Raw genomic sequence first — 20966 nt, forward strand, 5'->3', positions numbered from 1 at the left:
GCCGACGATCGATCAGCTGGGCGTCGCGTCCGGCGCCCGGGGCCACGGACTGGCCGCGAGCCGCTGCCGAGCGTCGGCGTTCTCGAGGGTCTGCTTCCAGGACTTCGGAGCGAGCTCGATGACCCGCTCGGGAGGCCAGGTGGGCAGCATGATCAGCACGTCGCGCAAGTAGGCCCAGGGCTCGATGCCGTGCAGCGCGCAGGAGGCGATGAGCGACACGATGGTGGCGTTCCACTCGGCGCCGTCCTTGCTGCCCACGAAGAGCCAGTTCTTACGGCCCACGGCTTCACGGCGGAGCTCAAGCTCGCTCCGGTTGTTGTCGAGGCGGAGCCGGCCATCCTCGAGGAAGCGAGTGAGTGCGGTCCATTGGTTGAGCGCGTAGCCGATGGCGCCTGCGATGGGGCTCCTCGGCAGGACGAGCAGGTCCTCTGTCTCAAGCCACGCGCGGAAGGCCACGAGCACGGGCTCGGCATCCGTCCGGCGCTGCTCGGTTCGACGGTTCGGAACCAGCTCCTTGGTCGCCTTGTCGATCGCGTAGAGCTTGCGAATGAAGCCGATGGCTACCGTCGCGCGGTCCCGGTCGGAGGTCATCGCCTCGAAGAACTTCCGCCGGCAATGGGCCCAGCAACCGACCTCGGTCACCCCCTCGGTGCGGAAGAGCTGCTCGTAGACGTTCGAGGCGTCGGCCTGGACATAGCCCTTGTAGCCGCGAAGGAACTCCTTCGGGCCATCCTGGTTGTGATGCGGCGTGAAACGGAACAGGACGTGATCTCGGTCCGCCACCAGGACCCAGAAGTGGCCCCGCCGACACTTGTCCTTTGCTTGCACGAGCACGCCGGTGGCGTCGATGGCGATGCAGTGCGCGTTCAGGGCGTCCTTGGCCATCGCCCCGACGAGGATCGCGAGCTTGTCGGCGCACGCCTCGACCCAGCCGCACAGCGTCGAGCGCGAGAGGTGAAGGCCCCAGCGCTCGAACATCTTCTCCTGCCGGTGGAGCGGCAAGTGGTCGGCGTACTTGCTGACCAGCACGTGCGCGAGCAACCCCGGACCGGCGAGGCTGCGCGGGACAGGGCTGTCGGGGACGTCGGCGATCGTGATGCCTTGCTCGGGCTCACCTTTGACCGCGAACTTCGGCCTCACGATCTGCAGTCGCACGAAGCTCGCGGGCCGCCACTCCAGCGTCTCCGACACCTCCTCGCCGATGCGGACAAGCGCGGTCGCGCGCTCGTCCTGCGCCTCCGGCGGCAACAGCTCGATCCGCTCGACCGGCAGATGCTCGGGCAGCCGTTGCCGCCCGTGCGGGCGAGCCTGGCGCCCCTTGTCCCCGCCTCCGGAGGAGCCGTTCGGCGCCGCGCCATCGCCACCGTCGGGTGAGCCGGTCGCGCCCGCATCCGGCTGCGCCCCGGTGCCCGCGAGCATCTGCACGATCGCATCGAAGGCGAGCTGCATCTGCCCGGGGTCGACGTGCTCGGCCTTCTGGCCGAAGATGTGCCGGCGAAGCCGCTCCAGCTCGATGCTGGCGAGCTCGTAGAGCTTGCGGTACTCGTCCCGCTCGTGGGCAGCGCGCGCGAGCTTGTCCTTGAGCTCGCGAATCTGCTCTTCGACCGGCTTGCTCACGACGCGGTAAGTACTCGTGAGCTCTTGCTTTTTGAAGGGGCTTGTGGAGGAAAATTCATGTCGCTCGAGGCAATGCAACCGTGGGGGCTACCCAGGAGCGTGCGAGGCTGTCAGGCGAGATCAGGGGACCTGCGGCGGTGCGGTCTCGGCGAACGGGACCGCTCGCCGCAACTTCGAGGGCGACAGGGCGATGCCTTCCAGGATCTTCGCGAGCTCGGCGGCGTCAATAAGGACGCTCGTGGCTCCCGGAGTGACGGCACGTGGGGCTCGAAATGCCCCACGCTCGAGCCTTTTGTAAAGTAGACAGTATCCGCTGCGGTCCCACCAAAGGGCCTTGCAGCGATCGGCCGCCCGGTTGAAAAAGAGAAACAGCGCTCCGGAGAGCGGGTCTTGTCGCAGCACCTCGCGCACGACGGCAGCGAGACCATCGAACGAGCGCCGTAGATCGAGCGGCTCGGTGGCAACGTAGATCGAGACGCGGCCAGGGATCATCGTGCCCCCCCGAGCGCACGAACAACGCGCGCCAGCGTAACCTCGTCGAACGACGGCGGGACGCGGACGACCGCCCCGTCCGGCAAGACGATCTCCAGCGCCGCGCCCGAAGAGGGCGTCGTGGCTGCAGGCGGGGCGACCACCACGGGCAGCAGCGCCGGAAGCGTCGCCTTCTCCGAGCGCTGCCGGTGCTCGCTCCGCTTCATGCCCAGTCGGCGGCTCCAGGAGTACAGTGTGCCGGCGTTGACCCCCTCCTGCTCCGCGAACACGCGGGCGGAGTGCCCGCTCTTGTGCCAGCGCGCCACGCGGTCGCGCCAGGTGCGTGTGCTCTCGTCCATCGGTACCTCCGGCGCGGGTTTCTAAGCGGCGCAGAGGCTCGAAGACAGGATGTGGTCCGCAGAACGCGTACGATACATGGGTAAGCGTTTGATATAGCGTCGCTTTTCCAGGGATAGCGGGATGACGAGATCGGGCAGGTTTGCGCGGGTTTCGAAAAGGTCGAGGCCGACGTGAACACGCCGACCGCGGGCGCTAACCCCGCGATCTCTGGTTGGCCGGACGCTTCCGTAACGCTGCCGGTGGTGCCCTCGGCGGCCGCGCATGAGACAGCGTCGGCGATCCCTCCCCGACCCGACGCAGCCCTGGCCACGCCTCCGAGGAGCAGCCCACGCCAGGTGCTCGTCGCGACCCTCACGCAGACCATCACCGCTGCCCATGCAGCGGGCGCCCTCGCGACCGCGCAGATCGTCGCTCGCCCCCTCACGAAGCGCCTCAACGTCCCGGAGCAGGCGCTACACCTCGCGCCAGTGGTCGACCTCGCCAGCGTGTGCCACGCCCGCTCGTAGCCATTTCTGAATGCTATCCCGTGGCCGTCCTCTCCGCCGCCGGCCCCGACCATTATCGAGACCGCGGCTCCGGACCCCGCACCCCGCAGGCTGCCGCATGCCGCGTTCTCGTGATCGCCCATCCGAGAGCAAGGCGCGTACTCATTAGGAGTTCTGAATGCTGTGACTACCCACTCTACCGAGTCTACTCCGGAATATAAAAGTCATTATGAGTCACCAGGCAGGCAAACTCAATAACACCAGATTCCATTCTCCAGATATGAAGATGAAATTCATAATCCACATCATGGCGCCACGCCCGATCTTTCCCTCGCAGGCGCGGAGGATCGTTTCCGCCAGCCCCTGTGCGAAGCGCATGTCCACGGCTTTCATTTCTTGACAGTAGTAGGTCCACCAGTGCTGACAGAAGCCGTTTCACTCTCGACGGTTCATGCATAAACCCATAGCGTCCACAACTATCCAAAAACTGCTGGCGAATTCGAAAATGAGGCACACCTGTCCACTGCACAGACTTGTCAACCCCAAAAGCCTCCTTAAGGTATGCAAGGCGAATAATCATATCCGCTTCTTCAACTGTTTCCACGGCGCACCAAAGCCTTACATTATCAAGGTGTTGTGCCGCGGACACAACATCAAAGCCAACGCAAACACACGCCGACATCGGGACAGGGTAAGCAAAGCATGCAACACGTCCGTCATTGACCGCCTTAGGCTCAACAATGTCAATCATGGAAGTCACATGAGCAACCGATGAACACTGTTGTGCTACAATGAGCACAGAAGCAGCGCAGACATCTGGGGCGATGCGACCCAGCAATGTCATCAGCGCCAAGAGCCGTTCGATGTCACGTCGCAAGTCTGGAACACAGCAATCAGCAGTCAGATCGGGGACAGAGGTCACGCTAATCCATGACACGTCGCTTATGCCCCAATCATCCTCAATGTACACGCCTCGGCCCAAGAGATCATTGGCAACTCGGAGAATGTCGTTTACTGAGATCTCTTCCAAGCCGCACGATTCGATCATTTGGCGAAGATGAGGACCAAACGGGTAGAGCCCTGCTGCCAGTAACACCTCAGCGGTGCGCTCCGAAATTACTGTGGTTACAAGTCTACTGCTTGCGACATTCTGCCATCCAAGAAGACGGTCCACGTAGGCTTCGAACACATCGCTCTGGGTCGTGCGGGTGGGAACAGCGAGCGCATCTGCACTGAGGATCATGTTATACATTCTTGACCCTCCGAGTTCTTCTCTTTTCGATTGCTGCTCGAAGTATGCGCTCGGCCTCCTGCGGCGCTTGGTCAAAAAAACCTTCCGGCCAATCGCCTATCGCGCCGAACTCATTTATATTGACCATGCGATAGCGTGACTTTGCCCCTTCCTTCTCTACAAAATACAGCGCAAGAAGCGCCTGTATGCTGTCAGCAGGATCCTCAGCAGCACGCAGCCGGAGACGATTAATAATGTATTCGCTGTGCGTTTCGATGATGCATTGCTTCCCAAGAAGCGCCATCGAAAGAACGAAGTCGGCCAACAGCGTTTGCACCTTGGGATGAAGGTGCAACTCAGGCTGCTCAAATACCAAGATCGACCCAGTTTCTGCCATTAGCGACATCACTAATATCGGGAGAACCTGACTTACGCCGACTCCCACGTGAACCAAGTTGTGGAGAGTATCGGTGTTTCCGGTAGCAACACGCAGCTCGTGACCAAAGATGCCTCTGTCTCTGGTCTCCACTTTGCGAACAACTCCAAGGTAGTTCAACCAATCCAGGACAGCATCCTGAAGGCTCATCTCCTTGCGAACAATTTGAGACTGCGACAGCGCGAAACAACTTGATGGAATCGAGACAATCCTTCGGTGCTTGTGCAGATCAAGAACGGCCGCAGTGAATTCGCCGCGAAGACCAACATCTGATGGATCAACGGCTCCTTCCATAGGATACACTGGCTTCGGCTCGTCTCGCAGCGGACCGAGATACTTGAACAGTTGCGTGAATACGACTTGCACCACCCTAGTGACTTCCGGAGCTGGCGGCAGATGAATGAATTGTCGTACGCTTGGACGTCCATCTCGCGCCAAATTTACCAATTCCTGAAACTTCTCCCCATAGGCAACAGCCAGCGCCGGCGAACCCAACGAACGCTGGAGACGCTGGAGGCTTTCCATGGTCAGATGGTGACTGGCCTCCTTGTATGCCTCATCGATTTCGAGCTGCCTGCGCCTACTCACTATCGTGCGTCTAGCGGCCTCAATAGATCTCTTTGTTGGCTCGACGAAACCTCTTGCGATTTCGAACACGCGCTTCATTAGGGATGAAGTAATGTACGATGTATCCAAGTTCTGTGCGCGCGCAGACTGGCCAGATCCGTATGATGGCTGAATCAAGCGGCGAACCGCCACAGTCGCCAGATGCTCCGTAAGATCGAAAGCAAATGCAAAATCGCTGGGGAGAAAATGAAACAATCGCGCGCCTACCAGTGTTGCGCCAGTTGGCAGCTCATTTGCAAGATAGCGTCCACTTCGCGCAGGAAGTGTAGTTGGCGACACGACCTCATACTCTAGTGAATCAACATCGTCGACCGATGCGCGGTTCGGGTCTAGGGCGCTCCGTCGACTTTGAGCCAATGTGCTAGAGTATCGATAATGTATCAATTCGTCTTGTTCGGCTCCCTTGCGAATGCTCCAGAGCTTGCCACGGATCAACCTCGGTTGAAGCCTGGCCAATTCACGCGATGGAGAGTCGCAACCTGGAGAGAAGGCAAATTCGCACCCTACTTCGGCAAGGTCCTCCGTTTCGTAGAAGTAGCGTAGTCGCCTTACTCCTGACTCTCGGCCATCGCCCGGCACACGAATCGTAAATCCGATTGATATCTCATCCTGCTCGCTGTTTGTGGATGCGACGTCATCGAAGCTGCCAAGCCTCGCAATGTGGCCATTGAGAACAATTGGACGACTGTAAACGCGGCTGCTTAGGCTTTGAGCGACCAGCAATATCGACTGAATGAATGTGCTCTTTCCCGAGCTATTAGCGCCAGCGAATATCGTAATTGGCCGCAGCGCTAGCTCGGTCGTGTCGTACGCGGACTTGAAGTTTGATATCTGCCAACGGGTAAGCACTTCTTCTTGTCCTTTGGTCTATCGTTTAGTTTTGCGCCCGGAGACTTTGGTGCGTGCGGGTGGCCAGTAGTGGTCAGGCGGCGCTGAGTCGCGGAGCGGACTTGTCGTGGCCAGCCGCCGCACTTCCGGAGGCTCAGCGCAGAATTCCCGGACAGGCAACAGGTTACACGCGAGACTTTCTAGCTCGTCGTTCGGCGCCGGCATGGCGGCGATGGTACCGGACGCCCACCGCGCATGCCAAGCCCGCCGCTGCGGCGTAGGGAGGGCGTGTTGACGCTCCCGGTAGATAATGGGCGGGGACCGCTTTCCGCTCACGCTGGATGATGGTTCGCTCACGCGCGCGATGGCCATCGCCCGCCCATCGCGTCCCCGGAGCCCCCGCCGGGAGGCTCCGTCCGCCCATCGTCTGCGCGACGCAGTCGCCGGGGCGCGCAAGGAGTGTCAAGGGCGGCGCAGCCTCCGAGCCCTGGGAGGGACCGCTTGACGCCTCCGAGCACCCCGGCACGCTCAAGACGCGATGAGCCGACCATCACGCCCGTGACCGAGGCCCGCTCACCGTCGCGATGGCCATCAGTCAGCCCGAGCGAGAGAGCATCAACCAGCTTGATTCTTAACACGTGCTCGATGTGTGGACGCATCGCTATCGCAGCAAGACGGCGCCACAAGCGGTGATCGCGAGCGCGTTCGCGCTCGAGCAGGACTACGGAATCGGCACGACGTGGGCAGGCTCGCGCGACTCCGCCGAGAAGATTGCCGCGCTTATTCTCTCGCGATTTTGCCGGAAGCGCGTGGAGGTGAGGAATGCACGCTGAACCGACCTCGGCGCAGCCGTCGACGGCCGGACCGGAGGGGCACCAGGACGACGAGGCCCACGCGGCGAACGACGTTGAGCCGAGCGATCACGGCGACGCGAAGGCAGACGCCGACGAGACCGGCGACGACGAGCCGATCTCGCGCGGCGATGGGCTCTGGCTCGATGCATGAGGCACGTCGATGCTGCCCGCGGGGGCGTCCGCCGGAGGCGGTGCCGCGAACGGCAACGGGTCGCCGCAGTTCCTCCTGGTGCCGCCGAGGCAGGGCACCGCGCCGGACAGCGACCTCGCGAACGCCGAGCGCCTTGTTGCCCTGTACGGTTGCGATCTGCGCCATGTCGGTGCGCTCGGGGGCTGGCACGCCTGGACCGGCTTGCGATCGTGCTGCGATCGAGGCACGGCGGCAGAGTGCGCGAAGGAGACGACGCGCCGCTTGCTGACGAATGCCGAGTTCGCGATGAGCGAGGCCGCGAAGCGGGTGAAACGCGCGCACGACGACGACGAGGTGGCGAAGGCGAAGGCGCAGCACAAGGAAGCTGGTCGCGGTCGGAGCGACGGCAGAGGCGAAGTTGGATGCGGGAGCGAGAGCAAAGGGCGAGGCGGTAGGCGGACGAAGGCGACAGGCTCATGCCGCCGCTTTCTGGACCTCGAGCCCGGCTTGGGATGAGGGTAGGGACCTCCGACAAGGCGGGGTTCCAGAAGGCCCGAGGGTGGCAGCCCTCGGGCCTTCGACTTCTCGCTGCGCGCACCGTCTACTCCGCGGAGGCGAGGGCGGCCCAGATCCGCGTAGGTGCCGGCGGTGAACGGTGAACGCTGGCGCTCACGTGGCCGCAATCTTCACCCATCGTCGCCTCCTGAAAAGACACGATCATACATGTTCCAGCCGGTGCCGACATTGCGCCCGCCGTTCCCCGCAGTCCAGTCGGAGCTACCGGTTTCCCAACCGTTGTGCCGATACCACTGGAGCTTACCGTCAGACGTGACACCATAAACGATGCCGTCGCCTCAGAATACGCGTTCCTGGGCGGCCATGGCTTCCCGGACAGGAGAGAGGGCCGATAATCCCACGGCTGCGGCAAACACTCCCCCAACAAACACGGAACACTTCATGGCGACCTCCTTGTGTCCCCAAGATTCATAAGGATCGAAGCGGTCGCCTGGAAGCCTCTACGGCAAGACTTGGTTCAAGTGGGATGTGGGCGAGCAGCAGGCGTCATCGAGCCGTGCGCGCGCATCATGAGAGACGTCTCGGCAGGTCGCCCCCGGGGCGGATCGACGTCGAGCTCCGCGCCTCGTCGCACGGCCATCTCGGCCCACAGGCGCTGCTCCTCCGCCTTCGAGAGCACATCCAGGCTTTCCACCGGAATCTCCGCAAGGCGCGTGTTCGACCACGCCTCTGCCGCGGCCAACCTCTTCTCGCCCCTGGCGTGCTGCAAGCTCCGCGGTCTCGATCCCGAGACCCACCCGGCCGCGGTCATCCCAATCACCTCACCCCGCCGCCTCCGCCGCCCTCTCGGGCCACCGCGCCTCGAAGCGCGCGCCGCCCCCCGGGGCGCGCTCGTAGCGCAGCGCTCCCCCGTGCCGCTCCAGCCAGCGCGCCGCGACGGCCAGGCCGAGGCCCGTGCCCGGGTGCTTCGCGTCTCGCCCCCGACCCGTCACGAACGGCTGGAACAGCATCGCCTCGATCTCGGCCGGCACCCCCGGGCCGTTGTCCTCCACGCGCACGACAACGAAGCCGCCCTCGCCGCGCGCGACAACCGCCCGGATCCGCCCCTCGGGGCTCCCGTCGAGCGCGATGGCCGCGTTCTGCAGCAGCGCCGTGGCGACGTCGAGGAACGCCCCGCGGTCGGCCTCGACGAAGATCGACCCGCCTGCCTCGGGCGCCACCTCGATGGGCGGCGCGCCCTCGCCGACGATCTGCCGGACCTGGCTCGCCGCGAGCCGCAGCGTGGAGAGCACGTCGACCTCGCTCACCTCGAGCGGCCTCGGGCGGCTGTAGCGGAGCAGATCGTCGAGGAAGCGCCTCGCCCGGTCGACCTGGGCGCGCAGCGACGCCACGGTCTCGGGCTTCGCGCCCTGCCGCTCGAGAAGCTTCGCCTGCGCGGCGATGACCCCGAGCGGATTGCGGATCTCGTGCGCGACAGCGCTCGCGAGGCGGCCGAGCTCCGCGAGCCGCTCGGCCTGGTCGGCGCGCACCTCGACGCGCTCGATCTCGTCGGCGAGATCGCGGACGCCGATGGGCCTCGAGAAAAGCCGGCGACCGAGGTGCTCCACGACGAGCATGCGCAGCGGATCGGACGGGAGCGCGGCGAGGAAGACGACGAAGGCGAGCCAGCCGAGCGACGCGCCGCCGCCCGGCGCGAGCGCGGGCAGCACCTTGAAGAAGACGACGAGCCCGAGCGTCGAGAGGAGCGCTGTCAGGCCGGCGTAGGCGAGCCCCTGCGCGAAGACGCGGCGGGAGCGGCCCAGCTCGCCGATGAGCACGGCGTAGGCCACGAACAGGATGGCGAGGAGCAGGAGCGGCGCGCCGAGGAGCACGTCGCCGAGCCGGAGCACACGCAGCACCACGACGAAGCCGCCGCCGAGCGTCGCGAGAACGCTGCCGAAGAAGAGCGCGGCGATGCGCCGCCGCTGGAGCCCCCGGGCCGCGAGCGCCGCGCGCCCGAGGCGAACGCCGACAACGACCCAGGCGACGGCCATGATGGCCGAGAGCGGGAAGAACAGCGGTCCCGGCGAGCGGGCGCCAGGACCGTAGAGGAGGCGCGGGTCGACGGCCCCGAGCAGCGCGACAGCGGCGCACACGGCGTAGGCGAGGACGACGGGGCGGCGCGAGGCGCCGGCGACGTCGGCGTAGGCGTGGGCGAGGCCCGCGGAGACGATGATCCCGCTCGGAATGACGTGCTCGGCGAGGACGAGCGTGCCGTCCGTCTCGAGCAGGATGAGCCCCGTGACCCAGAAGGCGAGGAAGAAGCAGAGCGCGACGAGGCCGCGGCCCACGTTGCGCCCGAGCCGCAGCGCGGTGACCGCGACGGTCACGGCAGCGGCCCAGAGCGGGTAGTACGCGAGAGCGACCAGGGGTCTCACAAGGCCTCGGCAGGGTAGGAAGCCCCGACGATAGCGCCAGAGGCCCCGGGGGCGCGAGGTGTCCACGGCGTGGACACCGGCCTGCCCATGGCCTGGGCACCGCGGCCCGCCGCCGCGCCTCGATCCGGTCGATCAGCGCGGATCCCGCGGATGGCACGGGCGCTGCTGAGAGGCCTGTCGAGGAGACGAACCATGGCAGACGCGGTCGAAAGTTATCTCATCGCGGTGTACGGGGCCTATGCGGTCATCAGCGTCGGACTGACGATCTGGATCGCCCGCACGCTGTTCAAGAATGGATCGGTGTTCCTGGAGGAGGTGTTCGCCGACAACCCGAGGATGGCCGAGGCGGTGAACCGCCTGCTCGTGGTGGGGTTCTACCTGGTGAACCTGGGGTATGCGTCGCTGATCCTGAAGGCGGAAGGCTCGGCGACGATGACGGAGGCGGTCGAGGTGCTGTCGTCGAAGCTGGGCCTGCTCCTGCTCTCGCTCGCCCTTATGCACTTCACGAACCTCCTCGTGTTCCACCGCATCCGCCGCCGCGCGAAGCTCGCGGTGCTGCCGCCGCCGGTCGCGCCGCAGATGCGCATCGATCCGCGCTCGGCGCGCGCGGAAGAGGAGATGGCCGCGCAGCGAGAGCGCCGGCGGGCCGTCGCGGAGGTCTCGGCGTGACGAGCGCAGGCGCGGGCGTGAGGCGCCGTGGCGCCTCGCGCCGGCGGCGCGGCCAGGCGCCCTGGCCTCCGCGCTGCGAGGAGAACAGGCCATGATCGAGCGAATCACCGTGCTCTACGACGCCGAGTGCGCGCTGTGCACGCGGTGCCGCCACTGGATGGAGCACCAGACGGCGCTTGTCGAGATGGAGTTCCTGCCCGCCGGCTCGCCCGAGGCGGCGGAGCGGTACGGGGCCGTTCCCTGGCTCGGCGAGGAGCTCGTCGTGATCAGCGATCGCGGCGAGGTCTGGGCCGGCCCCGCGGCCTTCATCGTGGCGCTCTGGGCGCTCGAGGGGTACCGCGAGTGGTCGTACCGGCTGAGCGGCGACACGCTCTCGAAGATGGCAGAGCGCTTCTTCCACGCGCTTTCTGGCAACAGGAAGTGGCTCGCGGGCTGGTTCGGCCACCCGTCCTGCGCGAGCGGCTCCTGCCGGCTGCCGGGAGCGCCGACGGCTGGGCCTTATCGGTGAAGAGAACTGGTTCCGCCCGCCAGAGGTCCGGCCAGGGATCCGGAGAGAGATTTCAACGCAAAGTCGCAAAGACGCAAAAAAAAAGAACAGATTCTTATGTATTTTTGCGTCTTTGCGCTCTTGGCGTCTTTGCGTCAAATCTCTCTTCGTTTACGAGACGGATCCCTGGCGGGATTTGTGACACGCGGAGCTAGGGGAGCCATTGGCCCACCTCGGCGATAGCGCGGGCGACTCCGTGAGCTCCCTCAGTGCACCCGCATCCCCGGCTTCGCCCCCGAGTCCGGCGACAGCAGGTGCACCGTCTCGTCCCCCGCCGCGAGCACCATCCCCTCGCTGAGGCCGAACTTCATCTTCCGCGGCGCCAGGTTGGCGCACACGATGACGAGCCTGCCAATCAGGTCTTCCGGCTTGTAATACGCCTTGATCCCGGCGAACACCGTCCTCCGCGCCTCCCCGCCGAGCGAGACGGTCAGCTTGAGCAGCTTCTTCGCCTCGGGCACGTGCTCCGCCGCGACGATGCGCGCGACGCGAAGGTCGACCTTGCTGAAATCGTCGATCGTACACTCCGGCGCGAGCGGCTCCTTGGCGAGCGCCGCGCCGTCGTCCTCCGCGGCCGCGCCCCCGCCCGCCGCCTGGCCCGCCTCCGCGCTCGCGCCCGCCGCGCCGCCCGGCGCCGCCACCTCCTCGGCAGGGCGGCCCTCCGCGATCATCTTCTCCACTGCACCCGGCTCGACCCGCTTCATGAGGTGCTCATACGCGGCCACAGGCGTGCCCACAAGCGGCGTCTTCGCGAGCGCCCAGCGGTCCATGGGGCACCCGAGCAGCCGCGCGACGTCGTCGGCCAGCTTCGGGAGCACCGGCGCCAGGTAGAGCACGATCTGCCGGAACAGGTTGAGCGCCACGGTGCAGACGGCCTGCAGGTCCGCCTTCTTGTCCGGCTGCTTCGCCAGCGCCCACGGCTGCATCCGGTCGACATACTCGTTCGCCCGGTCCGCCAGCGCCACGATGCTCCTCGTCGCCCGCGCATAGTCGAACGCCGCGTACGCCGCCCCGATCGCGTCGCCCTCCTCCGCCGCCGCCGCGAACAGCCCCCCATCCTCGGGGTAAACCGCCGACAGCCCCGTCTGCGCCACGAAGCGCGACGACCGGCTCGCCAGGTTCACGACCTTGTTCACGAGCTCGGCGTTCACCTTGTTCACGAGCTCTTCCAGGTTCAGATCGATGTCGTCGACCTTCGAGCTCAGCTTGCTCGCGTAGTAATAACGGAGGTACGCCGGGTCGAGGTGCTTCAGGTACGTCGAGGCCAGCACGAACGTGCCCTTGCTCTTCGACATCTTCTCTCCGTTCACGGTGAGGAACCCGTGCACCTGCACGCGCGACGGCAGCGAGAAGCGCGCGCTCTTCAGCATCGCCGGCCAGAAGAGCGTGTGGAAATACACGATGTCCTTCCCGATGACGTGGACGATCTCCGTCTCCTCGGATCGCCACCAGTCGTCGAACGCCTCGCCTTCCCGGTCGCACCACTCCTTGCTCGCCGCCATGTACCCTATCGGCGCGTCGAACCAGACATACCAGTAGTTCCCCGGCGCATCGGGGATCTCGAACCCGAAGTACGGCGCGGGGCGCGACACGTCCCAGTCGCGGAGCGGCTCCGACAGGAAATGCCCCGCGAGGTAGTTCGCGATCTCCTTCGGCATCCGCCCCTCGCCCTGCGTCCAGGTCGACAGGAACGGCCGCTCCGGCTCGATCGCCACCATGAGGTGCTGCGCGCTCCGCACCTCGGGCCGCGCGCCCGTGAGCGCGCTCCTCGGCTCGACCAGATCGGTCGCGGCGTAGGTCGAGCCGCACCGGTCGCAGCTATCACCGTACTGGTCCGGCGCCGCGCACTTCGGGCAGGTGCCCTTGACGAAGCGATCCGCCAGGAACATGCCCTCCTGCGGATCGAAGAGCTGCGTGACCTCCTTCGTGGTCACCATGCCGCGCTCGCGCAGCGACGCCCAGATCTGCTCGCACAGCGCGCGGTTCGCGGGGGAGTTCGTGCTGCCGTAGTGGTCGAACCGGATCTGGAACGCCGCGAAATCGCGCTGGTGCGCCGCGCTCATGTCCGCGATGACGTCGGCCTCGCTCCGCCCCTCTTGCCGAGCGCGGATCATGATGGCCGTGCCGTGGGTGTCGTCGGCGCACAGATAAATGCACCTCCGCCCGGTCATCCGCCAATAACGGGCAAAGATGTCGGTCTGGGTGTACTCGACGAGGTGGCCGATGTGGATGTGCCCGTTGGCGTAGGGCAGCGCGCTGGTGAGCAGGAGCCGTTTCATGCTGCGCTGGACTTTGCACGAAATCCCAGCCGGATGCGAGCCGCGCGGTGGCGCGATGCCGCGCGGGCGCGCCTTCCAGCGGAACGCCGCGCGGGCCCGCGTGGACACGACAGCGGACGTGCAGCCATGGACGGAGCGGGCTCGGGCTCTAGATACGTAGTGAACCGATCGACGGGGAGGGGTCCATGGCAGCACAGAGGAAGCAACAGAGGAAACAGGAACGTCGTGGCAAGGCAGGCGGAGCGCGGGCGCTCGAGGCCCAGCCCCTCCTCCGCCAGCGAGGCAAGGAGATCCAGCCTTTCGGGACGGTCGTGGACTATCCGCTGGCGCTCGCCGCGAAGTCGCGCGCGGAGAGCATCCGGGCGCTGAATCAGATCCTGTCGGACACGCTCGTCCTGCGCGACATGTACAAGAAGCACCACTGGCAGGTGTCCGGGGCGACCTTCTTCCAGCTCCACCTGCTCTTCGACAAGCACTTCAAGGAGCAAGCCGCGCTGATCGACATGCTCGCCGAGCGCGTGCAGATGCTGGGCGGCGTCGCGATCGCCATGGCGCACGACGTCGCGGAGATGACGAGGATCGAGCGGGCGCCCCGCGGCCGCGAGCAGGTGCCCGCCCAGCTCTCGCGCCTGCTCGACGCGCACGAGCTCATCCTCGCGGAGACGCGCGAGGCGGTGAAGCTCACCACCGACAACCGCGACGACGGCACCGCCGACCTGCTCATGGGCGACGTCCTCCGCACGAACGAGATGCAGGTGTGGTTCCTGTCCGAGCACCTCGTCGACACGCCGCTCGTCCGCGCCACCTGAGCGCCGGCACGCCGCTTCCCGCTCGCCGTCCAGCCCCCTCCCCGTCCCGCCGCGCTCCGAGAATTCGACGTGCGCGCGTAACCTTTCCGGCCCCCCGATCGTGGTACCGCCAGGAAAGGGGTCATGTGATGCGTACTACAAAAGACGTGGTGGTGATCGGCGGCGGGCTCGCGGGCCTGGCGGCGGCGGCGTACCTGGGCCGGGCGGGCCGGTCGGTCGCCCTCGTCGAGAAGGCGCACGCGCCGGGCGGCCGCGCCTCGACGCAGGAGAGCCACGGCTTCTCGCTGAACCTCGGCGCCCACGCGCTCTACCGCGGGGGCGCGGCGCACGAGGTGCTCCGCGAGCTCGGCGTCCGGTTCACCGGCGCGGCGCCGTCCCCGTCGGGCGCGCTCGCGCTCGACCGCGGCGCCCTCCACACCTTGCCGTCCGGCGCCCTGTCGCTGCTCACGACGGGCCTCTTCCCGCTCGCCGCGAAGATCGAGATGGGGCGCGTCCTCGGCAGCCTCGCCGCGGCGAACCCCGCGCCGCTCGCGGCGGTCCCTGTCTCGGCCTGGCTCCGCGACGCCTTCCGGACGCCCGAGGCGCGCCGCTTCGTCGGCGCGCTCGTCCGGCTGTCGACCTACTGCGCCGACGACGATCGCCAGAGCGCCGGCGCGGCGCTCGCGCAGGTGCAGCTCGCCCTGAGCCACGGCGTGCTCTACCTCGACGGCGGCTGGAAGACCCTCGTCGCCGGCCTGCGCGACGCCGCCGTGGCGGCCGGCGTGGAGATCCTCACCGGCGCGCGCGCGGCGCAGATCGCGGCCGAGGGCGGCGCCGTCTCCGCCGTGGAGCTCGCGAACGGCGACCGCCTCGGCGCCGGCGCCGTGCTCGTCGCCGCGAGCCCGCGCGCCGCGGCCGCCCTCGCGCCCGCGTGCACGGCGCTCGCCGCGCACGCCGAGCGCGCCGTCCCGGTCCGCGCCGCGTGCCTCGACGTCGCCCTGTCGAGGCTCCCCCGCCAGCGCCCGGGCTTCGTGCTCGGCATCGACCGCCCGCTCTACCTGTCGGTCCACACCGACGCCGCGCGCCTCGCCCCCGCGGGCGGCGCCGTGATCCACACCGCCCAGTACAGCCCCGAGCTCGCCGGCGGCGACCCCGAGCGCGAGCTCGAGGATCTGCTCGACCGCGCGCAGCCCGGCTACCGCGGCGCGATCGTCGAGCGCCGCTTCCTGCCGTCGCTCATCGTCTCCAACGCCGTTGTCACGGCGGAGGGCGGCGGCCGCGCAGGGCGCCCCGGCGCCCGCGTCCCGGAGCTCGACGGCCTCTTCCTCGCGGGCGACTGGGTCGGGCCGACGGGCATGCTCGCCGACGCGAGCCTCGCCAGCGCGCGGGACGCCGCGCGGGCCATCCTCACGCGCCGCGCGCTCGACCGCGCGGCGTGACGGGGGTACCCGACGCTCCATGAGCAGCTCCACGGCCTCTCCTGCCCCGAGCGCCGGGCTCGCCGCCCCCGGCTTCGTCGCCGCGAGCTACCGCGAGCACGAGCGCTTCCTCTGGGCCCTCTCCTACCGGCTCACCGGCAGCGCCGCGGACGCGGACGACATCGTGCAGGAGACGTTCGTCCGCGCGCTGGAGCGCCCGCCCGCGCGCACCGAGGAGCCCGTCCGCCCCTGGCTCGCGCGCGTCGCGCTGAACCTCGGCCGCGACGCCCTCCGGCGCCGCAAGCGCCTCGCCTACGACGGACCGTGGCTCCCCTCCCCGATCGAGGCGGAGCCCGAGCCCCCGTCGTTCGAGATCCCGGGCAAGGAGGGCACCGAGGGCCGCTACGACCTCCTCGAGAGCGCGTCCTTCGCCTTCCTCATCGCGCTCGAGGCGCTGACCCCTCAGCAGCGCGCGGTGCTCCTGCTCCGCGACGTCTTCGACTACTCGGTGCAGGAGACCGCCGCCGCGCTCGACCTGTCGGAGGCCAGCGTGAAGACCACCCACCACCGCGCCCGCCGCGCCCTCGAGCCGTACGAGCGCGACCGCTGCCGCCCCTCACCCGAGCTCGTCGAGCGCTCGGGCGCGGCGCTCGTGCGCTTCCTGCAGACGCTGGCGACGCAGGACGTCGCCGCCATCGAGGCGCTCCTGAGCGAGGGCGTCCGGGTCATCAACGACGCGAACGGCGAGTTCAAGGCGGCGCGCCGGATCGTCGTCGGCCCGAACCGGGTCGCGCGGTTCTACGTCGGCCTGCTGAGGATCGACGACCCCCGAGCGCTCCGCCACGAGCTGCGCCTCATCAACGGCCTCCCGGCGGTCGTCATCGAGCGCACGACCACCGTGGAGAAGCTGGCGCCGCGGTTCGTCATGCGCTGCGAGATCGACGCGCGCGGCCTCATCACGGCGATCCACTCCGTGCTGGCCTCGCACAAGCTGACGGCCGTGAAGGCGCTCGCTCCGTGAGCGCGACGGCGAGACCGGCAGGTGAGCAGCGAGGAGACAGCCCCCTGCCGGCCGAGCACTGGAGTGAGTCGTGTCGCGGGGCGTACTTCGGCCGGCGAAGTAGATACTGTTGGAGCAACATAGCGCCGGCTGGCGCTCATGTCCATAGCGGAACAGCCCGCTCGCTCAGGTGGCTTTGCCGCCTCCCTGGGCCCGTTCGCGGTGCGCCTCTGCGATGAAGTGACGAACCTCCTTGTCGATGGCGGAGATCGCTACCCCCTTGAAGGGGCGCATCAGGAGAGGCACGTCGAGATCCACGTCAACGGCGCCGGGGCGGAGCTCCATGCTGCCTTTCAGCTTGACGCCCTTCACCGAGAAGCCGAGCTCGGCGCGCTTCGCGTCGCGCCACACGAGGAAAGGCTCGTACTCGGCGTACCGCTCCCGGTACTGCGCGATCGCTCGTTCGGTCGCCAGCTTGGCTTCGCTGTCGCTCAGGTCGTGCTCAATCGTGTGCTTCATGATGGGACCTCGCAGTTCGTATCAGGGCACATCGCGAGAATCGGCCATGGGACCGCGCGCCGCGAGGCGTCGCTCGCGGGCGCGGCGCCCGGCCGAGTTCCAAGCGGTGAGATAACACGGATGCGCGGGGCCTGCGGCCCTCTGGCGCTCGTCAGCATCCCATCGCGCATGGCGCGCCGCGCTCTGTGACATTTCGCCACGCAGCGGAACCGCGGGTGTCTGTGGACGGCCGACCGGGGCCATCGCCGTGAAGGCGTCGTCACGCCGGAGGGCGCCTTTCCACGGACCGGGCGCCGGCCCTGCGCCGGAGGCCGCCCTTCGCGCGGGGGCGCCGCGGCCGTGCGCCCCTCAGTGGCCAGTGGTCACCGAGCCCGGCCTCGCGTAAAGAGAGCCGCCGCCGTGGACCTCCTGTATTTCGCGCTGCTCTGCTCCGTGCTCATCTTCGTGCACGAGCTCGGCCACTTCGTGTGCGCGAAGATCTTCGGCGTGAAGGTCCTCACCTTCTCGATCGGCTTCGGCCCCCGGGTGCTGCGCCTGCGGGGCCGTGAGACGGAGTACTGCGTCGCGCTCCTGCCCCTCGGCGGCTTCGTGAAGATGCTCGAGGAGAACCGGCAGGAGGCCGTGCTCCCCGAGGATCGCAAGCGCACCTTCGAGTCCCAGGCGCTCTGGAAGCGCGTGATCATCGTCATGGCCGGCCCGGCGATGAACGTGCTCTTCCCGGTGCTGCTCTACTTCGCCGTCTTCATCGGGGAGACCCGCTTCGTGCCGCCGACGGTCGGCGTGGTCCTGCCGGGGCACCCGGCCGAGGGCCGGCTCGTCCCGGGCGATCGCATCCTCGAGGTGGACGGCGAGCGCGTCAGCACCTTCGCCGAGCTGCACCGGATCGTGGCGAAGAGCCCCAACCAGGAGCTCCGGCTCAAGGTCTTCCGCAACAAGACGCACGTCGAGGTCACGGTCGTCCCGGAGGAGAAGGTCGTCCAGAAGCCGCTCGAGATCGTGGACCGGGTGGGCGAGATAGGCATCCGGCCGAGCCGCCCCGCCGCCGTGGTGGGCGTCTCGCGGCCCGACTCGCCCGCGTTCCGGGCCGGGCTGCGCACGTTCGACGTCGTGACGGAGGTGCGCGGCGCGCCCGTGAAGACCTTCGCCGACCTGGAGCTCGCGCTCGAGGAGAGCCGCGGCGCCACGGTGCCGGTCACGTACCTGCGGCCGGTCACGGTGCCGCGCGCGCTCGGCGGCCTGGCCGAGCTCGCCGTCTACGAGTCGGGCGTCGCCGCGCTGACGCCGGAGAGCGGCCACGGCGACCTGCTCGCGCGGACCGGCATCGAGCCGGCCGACCTCTACGTCGCCGAGGTCCCCGAGGGCTCGGCCGAGTGGGACGCCGAGCTCCGGCCGGGCGATCGCGTCACGGAGGTCGACGGCGTCGAGGTCACCGCCTGGTCGACCTTCGTGGAGCGGCTCTTCGCGGCTCCGGACAGGCCGCACGTCATCACGTGGCAGCGCTCGGGCCAGCGCAAGAGCGGCACCATCGAGCTCCGCCGCGAGGACTGGATCGACGAGTACGGCCAGCACCGCCCGCGCTTCTACCTGCGCGCGTCGAACTGGTCGCCGATGGTGGCCGAGCCGTTCGTCGACAGCCCGTCGGCCTTCCAGTTCGCCCTGGAGAGCGCGATCGACGAGACGTACGACGTCATCCGGTTCATCGTGGTCGGGATCGTCCGCATCATGGAGGGCAAGGTCAGCATCTCCACGCTGGGCGGCCCCATCACGGTGTACGACGTGATCGGCGAGGAGGGCGCGAAGGGCGTCAGCTACTTCGTCTGGGCGATGGCGGTCATCTCGATCAACCTCGGGCTCATCAACCTGCTGCCCATCCCGGTGCTCGACGGCGGCCACCTCCTGTTCTTCACGTTCGAGGCCGTGCTGCGGCGCCCGCTGCCGCTGCGCGTCCGCGAGATCGCGAGCCTGGTCGGGCTCGTTGTGCTCATCGGCCTGATGGGCATCGCCTTCAAGAACGACGTCGAGCGCCGCTGGGACGTGATCCAGGGGCAATTCAAGGAGCTCGTTGGCTGACCGGGACCAAGGTGACGGGCGTGGCGGCGGCCGCGGCGCGGCGCGCCCGCCGCACCCGCCCGAGAGCGCGCCGCGCGCTGTCGCGGCGCGCGTGCTCGCGCGGGTGTGGGGCTCGGACGCCTTCGCCTCGGCGGCCCTCGACGCCGAGCTGCGCCGCGCGCCGGCGCTGGACCCGCGGGACGCAGGCCTCGCGACGGAGCTCGTCTACGGCGTCCTGCGCGCGCAGGCGGCGCTCGAGGCGCGCATCGCCGAGTTCGCCGCGAAGAGCCGCTGGACGGCCGACCCGCTGGTGCGCGCCCACGTGCTGATGGGGGCGTACTCGCTCTGCTTCCTCGATCGCGTCCCCTCGTTCGCCGCTGTCTCGGAGGCGGTGGACGGCGCCCAGGCGGCCGGCGGGCCGCGGGTCGGCGCGTTCGCGAACGCCGTGCTGCGCCGGCTCGCGGCGGCCGTGGAGTCCGGCGGTCGCCCGCCGCTCGCGAGCGCGGTGGTCGCCTCCGCGCCGGGGTGGCTGCGGGGCGCCCTGCGCCGCTCGCTCGGACGGGCCGCGGCCGAGGCGTTCCTGTCGGCCGGCCCGGTGCCGCCGCCGACCGGCCTCTGCCTCGCCCCCGGCGAGGACCGCGGCGCGTGGCTCGAGGCGCTGCGGGCCGCCGCGCCCACCGCGACCTTCGAGGCGGGGCACGTCTCACCGACAGCGATCGTCGCGCGGGGGGCGGGCGATCTCCGGCGGCTCCCGGGCTTCGGCGCCGCGTGGATCGGCCAGGAAGAGGGGGCGCAGGCGCTCGCCTTCGCGCTCGGCGCGCGGCCCGGCGAGGCCGTGCTCGACGCCTGCTCCGGCCGGGGCAACAAGTCGTGGCTCCTGTCGCGCGCGGTGCTGCCTTCCGGCGCGGTGGACGCGGCGGACCTGTACCCCGCGAAGCTCTCGCAGCTCCGCGCGGCGCTGGGCGCGCCTCCGGCGAGCGCGGCGGACGAGGGCGCAGGCGCGGAGGCCGGCGATGCGCAGGCCGGCGCGCGCGGCGGGCTCGGGCGGGCTGCTGCCTCCGTGCGCGAGACCTACGCCGTCGACTGGACGGTGGGCGCGGGCGACGTCCCCGAGGGCTACGACCGGGTGCTCGTCGACGCCCCTTGCTCCGGCGTGGGCACGCTGCGGCGGCGCCCGGAGATCGCGCTCCGGCGCGAGGCGGACGATCTGCCGCGCCTGGCCGATCTCCAGGTCGCGATCGCGCGCCGCGCCGCGACCCGCGCCCGGGACGGCGGCCGGCTCGTGTTCGCTGTGTGCAGCGTGCTGCGCGAGGAGTGCGAGGCCGTGGCGGCGCGGCTCGCGGCCCCGGCGGACGACGACCTCGGCGTCCGGCTGGAGCCGGCGCCGTTCGACGCGGAGCTCGCGCGCGAGCTCGCGGGCGGCGGCGACGCGTTCCGGCTGCTGCCGCACGTGCACGGCACGGACGGGTATTTCGCCGCGATGTTCATCGTGCGGCGGTGACGGCGCGCGACGGACGCGCGACGAGACGTGACGGCGCGCCCGTCCGCCGTCCTTGTACGATGGTGGGTGGATAAGAGCAGCTTGACTTCCGGACGACGTTTGGACTTGCTAACGGCGTTTTGGCGGCAGCTGCCCATCCACGAAGCGCCGCCGCGAGCCGTCGGCAGATGTAAGGAGGTGGGGTCATTGGTGCGATAGCCGCAATTTGTCTCCGCGGTGTTTCT

Annotated in this window: 20 protein-coding genes; 11 read left to right on the top strand and 9 right to left on the bottom strand. The window is 68.4% G+C overall.

What is annotated here, in order from left to right; genetic code table 11:
• Window positions 1-12: 12 nt before the first annotated feature.
• From tnpC to tnpA, 3 genes are read right to left on the bottom strand one after another with little or no spacing between them, the layout of a single operon-like run.
• Window positions 13-1695 (bottom strand): IS66 family transposase, encoded by a 1683-nt coding sequence (gene tnpC, locus WMF22_RS42970; protein ID WP_438032201.1) that lies wholly within the window; start codon window positions 1693-1695, stop codon window positions 13-15.
• Between the two features lie 42 nt (window positions 1696-1737).
• Window positions 1738-2109, bottom strand: coding sequence for an IS66 family insertion sequence element accessory protein TnpB (gene tnpB, locus WMF22_RS42975; protein ID WP_437296052.1), 372 nt, complete (start codon window positions 2107-2109; stop codon window positions 1738-1740).
• Window positions 2106-2447 carry an IS66 family insertion sequence element accessory protein TnpA gene (gene tnpA, locus WMF22_RS42980; RefSeq protein ID WP_437296051.1) on the bottom strand — a complete coding sequence of 114 codons (342 nt, stop codon included), beginning with the start codon at window positions 2445-2447 and terminating at the stop codon, window positions 2106-2108. Before tnpA ends, tnpB begins: the two co-directional genes overlap by 4 nt.
• Window positions 2448-2783: 336 nt before the next feature.
• Between tnpA and WMF22_RS42985 the strand changes: the two genes are divergently transcribed.
• Window positions 2784-2954 (top strand): hypothetical protein, encoded by a 171-nt coding sequence (locus tag WMF22_RS42985; protein ID WP_438033499.1) that lies wholly within the window; start codon window positions 2784-2786, stop codon window positions 2952-2954.
• Window positions 2955-3138: 184 nt separating this feature from the next.
• On the opposite strand, the gene WMF22_RS42990 is transcribed toward WMF22_RS42985, so the two are convergent.
• Both WMF22_RS42990 and WMF22_RS42995 read right to left on the bottom strand, forming a co-directional pair.
• Complete coding sequence (locus WMF22_RS42990; RefSeq protein WP_438033500.1) at window positions 3139-4176, bottom strand: hypothetical protein; 1038 nt, start codon at window positions 4174-4176, stop codon at window positions 3139-3141.
• 1 nt (window position 4177) lies between these two features.
• On the bottom strand, window positions 4178-5662 hold the full coding sequence (locus WMF22_RS42995) for an AAA family ATPase (RefSeq protein ID WP_438033501.1): 1485 nt from the start codon (window positions 5660-5662) through the stop codon (window positions 4178-4180).
• Window positions 5663-6693: 1031 nt separating this feature from the next.
• On the opposite strand from WMF22_RS42995, the gene WMF22_RS43000 reads away from it, so the two are divergent.
• Genes WMF22_RS43000 through WMF22_RS43010 form a run of 3 tightly spaced genes read left to right on the top strand, consistent with a single transcriptional unit; the run spans window position 6694 to window position 7555 of the window.
• Complete coding sequence (locus WMF22_RS43000; protein ID WP_438033502.1) at window positions 6694-6888, top strand: hypothetical protein; 195 nt, start codon at window positions 6694-6696, stop codon at window positions 6886-6888.
• A complete protein-coding gene (locus WMF22_RS43005) occupies window positions 6878-7060 on the top strand; it encodes a hypothetical protein (RefSeq protein WP_438033503.1) in 183 nt (60 codons plus the stop codon). Before WMF22_RS43000 ends, WMF22_RS43005 begins: the two co-directional genes overlap by 11 nt.
• 9 nt (window positions 7061-7069) lie before the next feature.
• The gene (locus WMF22_RS43010; RefSeq protein WP_438033504.1) at window positions 7070-7555 is read left to right on the top strand and encodes a hypothetical protein; all 486 of its coding nucleotides are present in this window, start codon (window positions 7070-7072) and stop codon (window positions 7553-7555) included.
• Window positions 7556-7725: 170 nt separating this feature from the next.
• Here the strand turns inward: WMF22_RS43010 and WMF22_RS43015 are convergent, their stop codons facing one another.
• Together WMF22_RS43015 and WMF22_RS43020 are read right to left on the bottom strand one after the other, a co-directional pair.
• The gene (locus WMF22_RS43015; protein ID WP_438037326.1) at window positions 7726-7884 is read right to left on the bottom strand and encodes a hypothetical protein; all 159 of its coding nucleotides are present in this window, start codon (window positions 7882-7884) and stop codon (window positions 7726-7728) included.
• 492 nt (window positions 7885-8376) lie between these two features.
• A complete protein-coding gene (locus WMF22_RS43020; RefSeq protein WP_438033505.1) occupies window positions 8377-9972 on the bottom strand; it encodes an ATP-binding protein in 1596 nt (531 codons plus the stop codon).
• A gap of 192 nt (window positions 9973-10164) precedes the next feature.
• Here WMF22_RS43020 and WMF22_RS43025 point away from each other — a divergent pair, with 192 nt between their 5' ends.
• Window positions 10165-10641: a hypothetical protein gene (locus WMF22_RS43025; RefSeq protein WP_438033506.1), complete on the top strand. Its 477-nt coding sequence runs from the start codon at window positions 10165-10167 to the stop codon at window positions 10639-10641.
• 91 nt (window positions 10642-10732) lie between these two features.
• Entirely contained in the window at window positions 10733-11149 is a 417-nt protein-coding gene (locus WMF22_RS43030; protein WP_438033507.1) for a thiol-disulfide oxidoreductase DCC family protein, read from the top strand.
• A 245-nt stretch (window positions 11150-11394) separates the two neighbouring features.
• On the opposite strand, the gene metG is transcribed toward WMF22_RS43030, so the two are convergent.
• Window positions 11395-13467 carry a methionine--tRNA ligase gene (gene metG, locus WMF22_RS43035; RefSeq protein ID WP_438033508.1) on the bottom strand — a complete coding sequence of 691 codons (2073 nt, stop codon included), beginning with the start codon at window positions 13465-13467 and terminating at the stop codon, window positions 11395-11397.
• Window positions 13468-13652: 185 nt separating this feature from the next.
• Here metG and WMF22_RS43040 point away from each other — a divergent pair, with 185 nt between their 5' ends.
• The 3 genes from WMF22_RS43040 to WMF22_RS43050 all read left to right on the top strand — a co-directional run bounded on the left by WMF22_RS43040 (window position 13653) and on the right by WMF22_RS43050 (window position 16694).
• Window positions 13653-14276, top strand: a complete 624-nt coding sequence (locus WMF22_RS43040; RefSeq protein WP_438033509.1) for a Dps family protein — start codon at window positions 13653-13655, stop codon at window positions 14274-14276.
• A 128-nt stretch (window positions 14277-14404) separates the two neighbouring features.
• Window positions 14405-15694 (top strand): phytoene desaturase family protein, encoded by a 1290-nt coding sequence (locus WMF22_RS43045; protein ID WP_438033510.1) that lies wholly within the window; start codon window positions 14405-14407, stop codon window positions 15692-15694.
• Between the two features lie 19 nt (window positions 15695-15713).
• Window positions 15714-16694, top strand: coding sequence for a sigma-70 family RNA polymerase sigma factor (locus WMF22_RS43050; protein WP_437295730.1), 981 nt, complete (start codon window positions 15714-15716; stop codon window positions 16692-16694).
• A 165-nt stretch (window positions 16695-16859) separates the two neighbouring features.
• Here WMF22_RS43050 and WMF22_RS43055 read toward each other — a convergent pair whose 3' ends face one another.
• Entirely contained in the window at window positions 16860-17192 is a 333-nt protein-coding gene (locus tag WMF22_RS43055) for a polyhydroxyalkanoic acid system family protein (RefSeq protein WP_437295731.1), read from the bottom strand.
• Between the two features lie 399 nt (window positions 17193-17591).
• On the opposite strand from WMF22_RS43055, the gene rseP reads away from it, so the two are divergent.
• Together rseP and WMF22_RS43065 are read left to right on the top strand one after the other, a co-directional pair.
• Entirely contained in the window at window positions 17592-19262 is a 1671-nt protein-coding gene (rseP, locus tag WMF22_RS43060) for an RIP metalloprotease RseP (protein WP_437295732.1), read from the top strand.
• On the top strand, window positions 19255-20742 hold the full coding sequence (locus WMF22_RS43065) for an RsmB/NOP family class I SAM-dependent RNA methyltransferase (RefSeq protein ID WP_437295733.1): 1488 nt from the start codon (window positions 19255-19257) through the stop codon (window positions 20740-20742). Before rseP ends, WMF22_RS43065 begins: the two co-directional genes overlap by 8 nt.
• The last annotated feature ends 224 nt before the right edge of the window (window positions 20743-20966 follow it).

This window comes from Sorangium sp. So ce204, from assembly GCF_051526795.1.
In the GTDB taxonomy this organism is placed as follows: Bacteria; Myxococcota_A; Polyangia; order Polyangiales; family Polyangiaceae; genus Sorangium; species Sorangium cellulosum_B.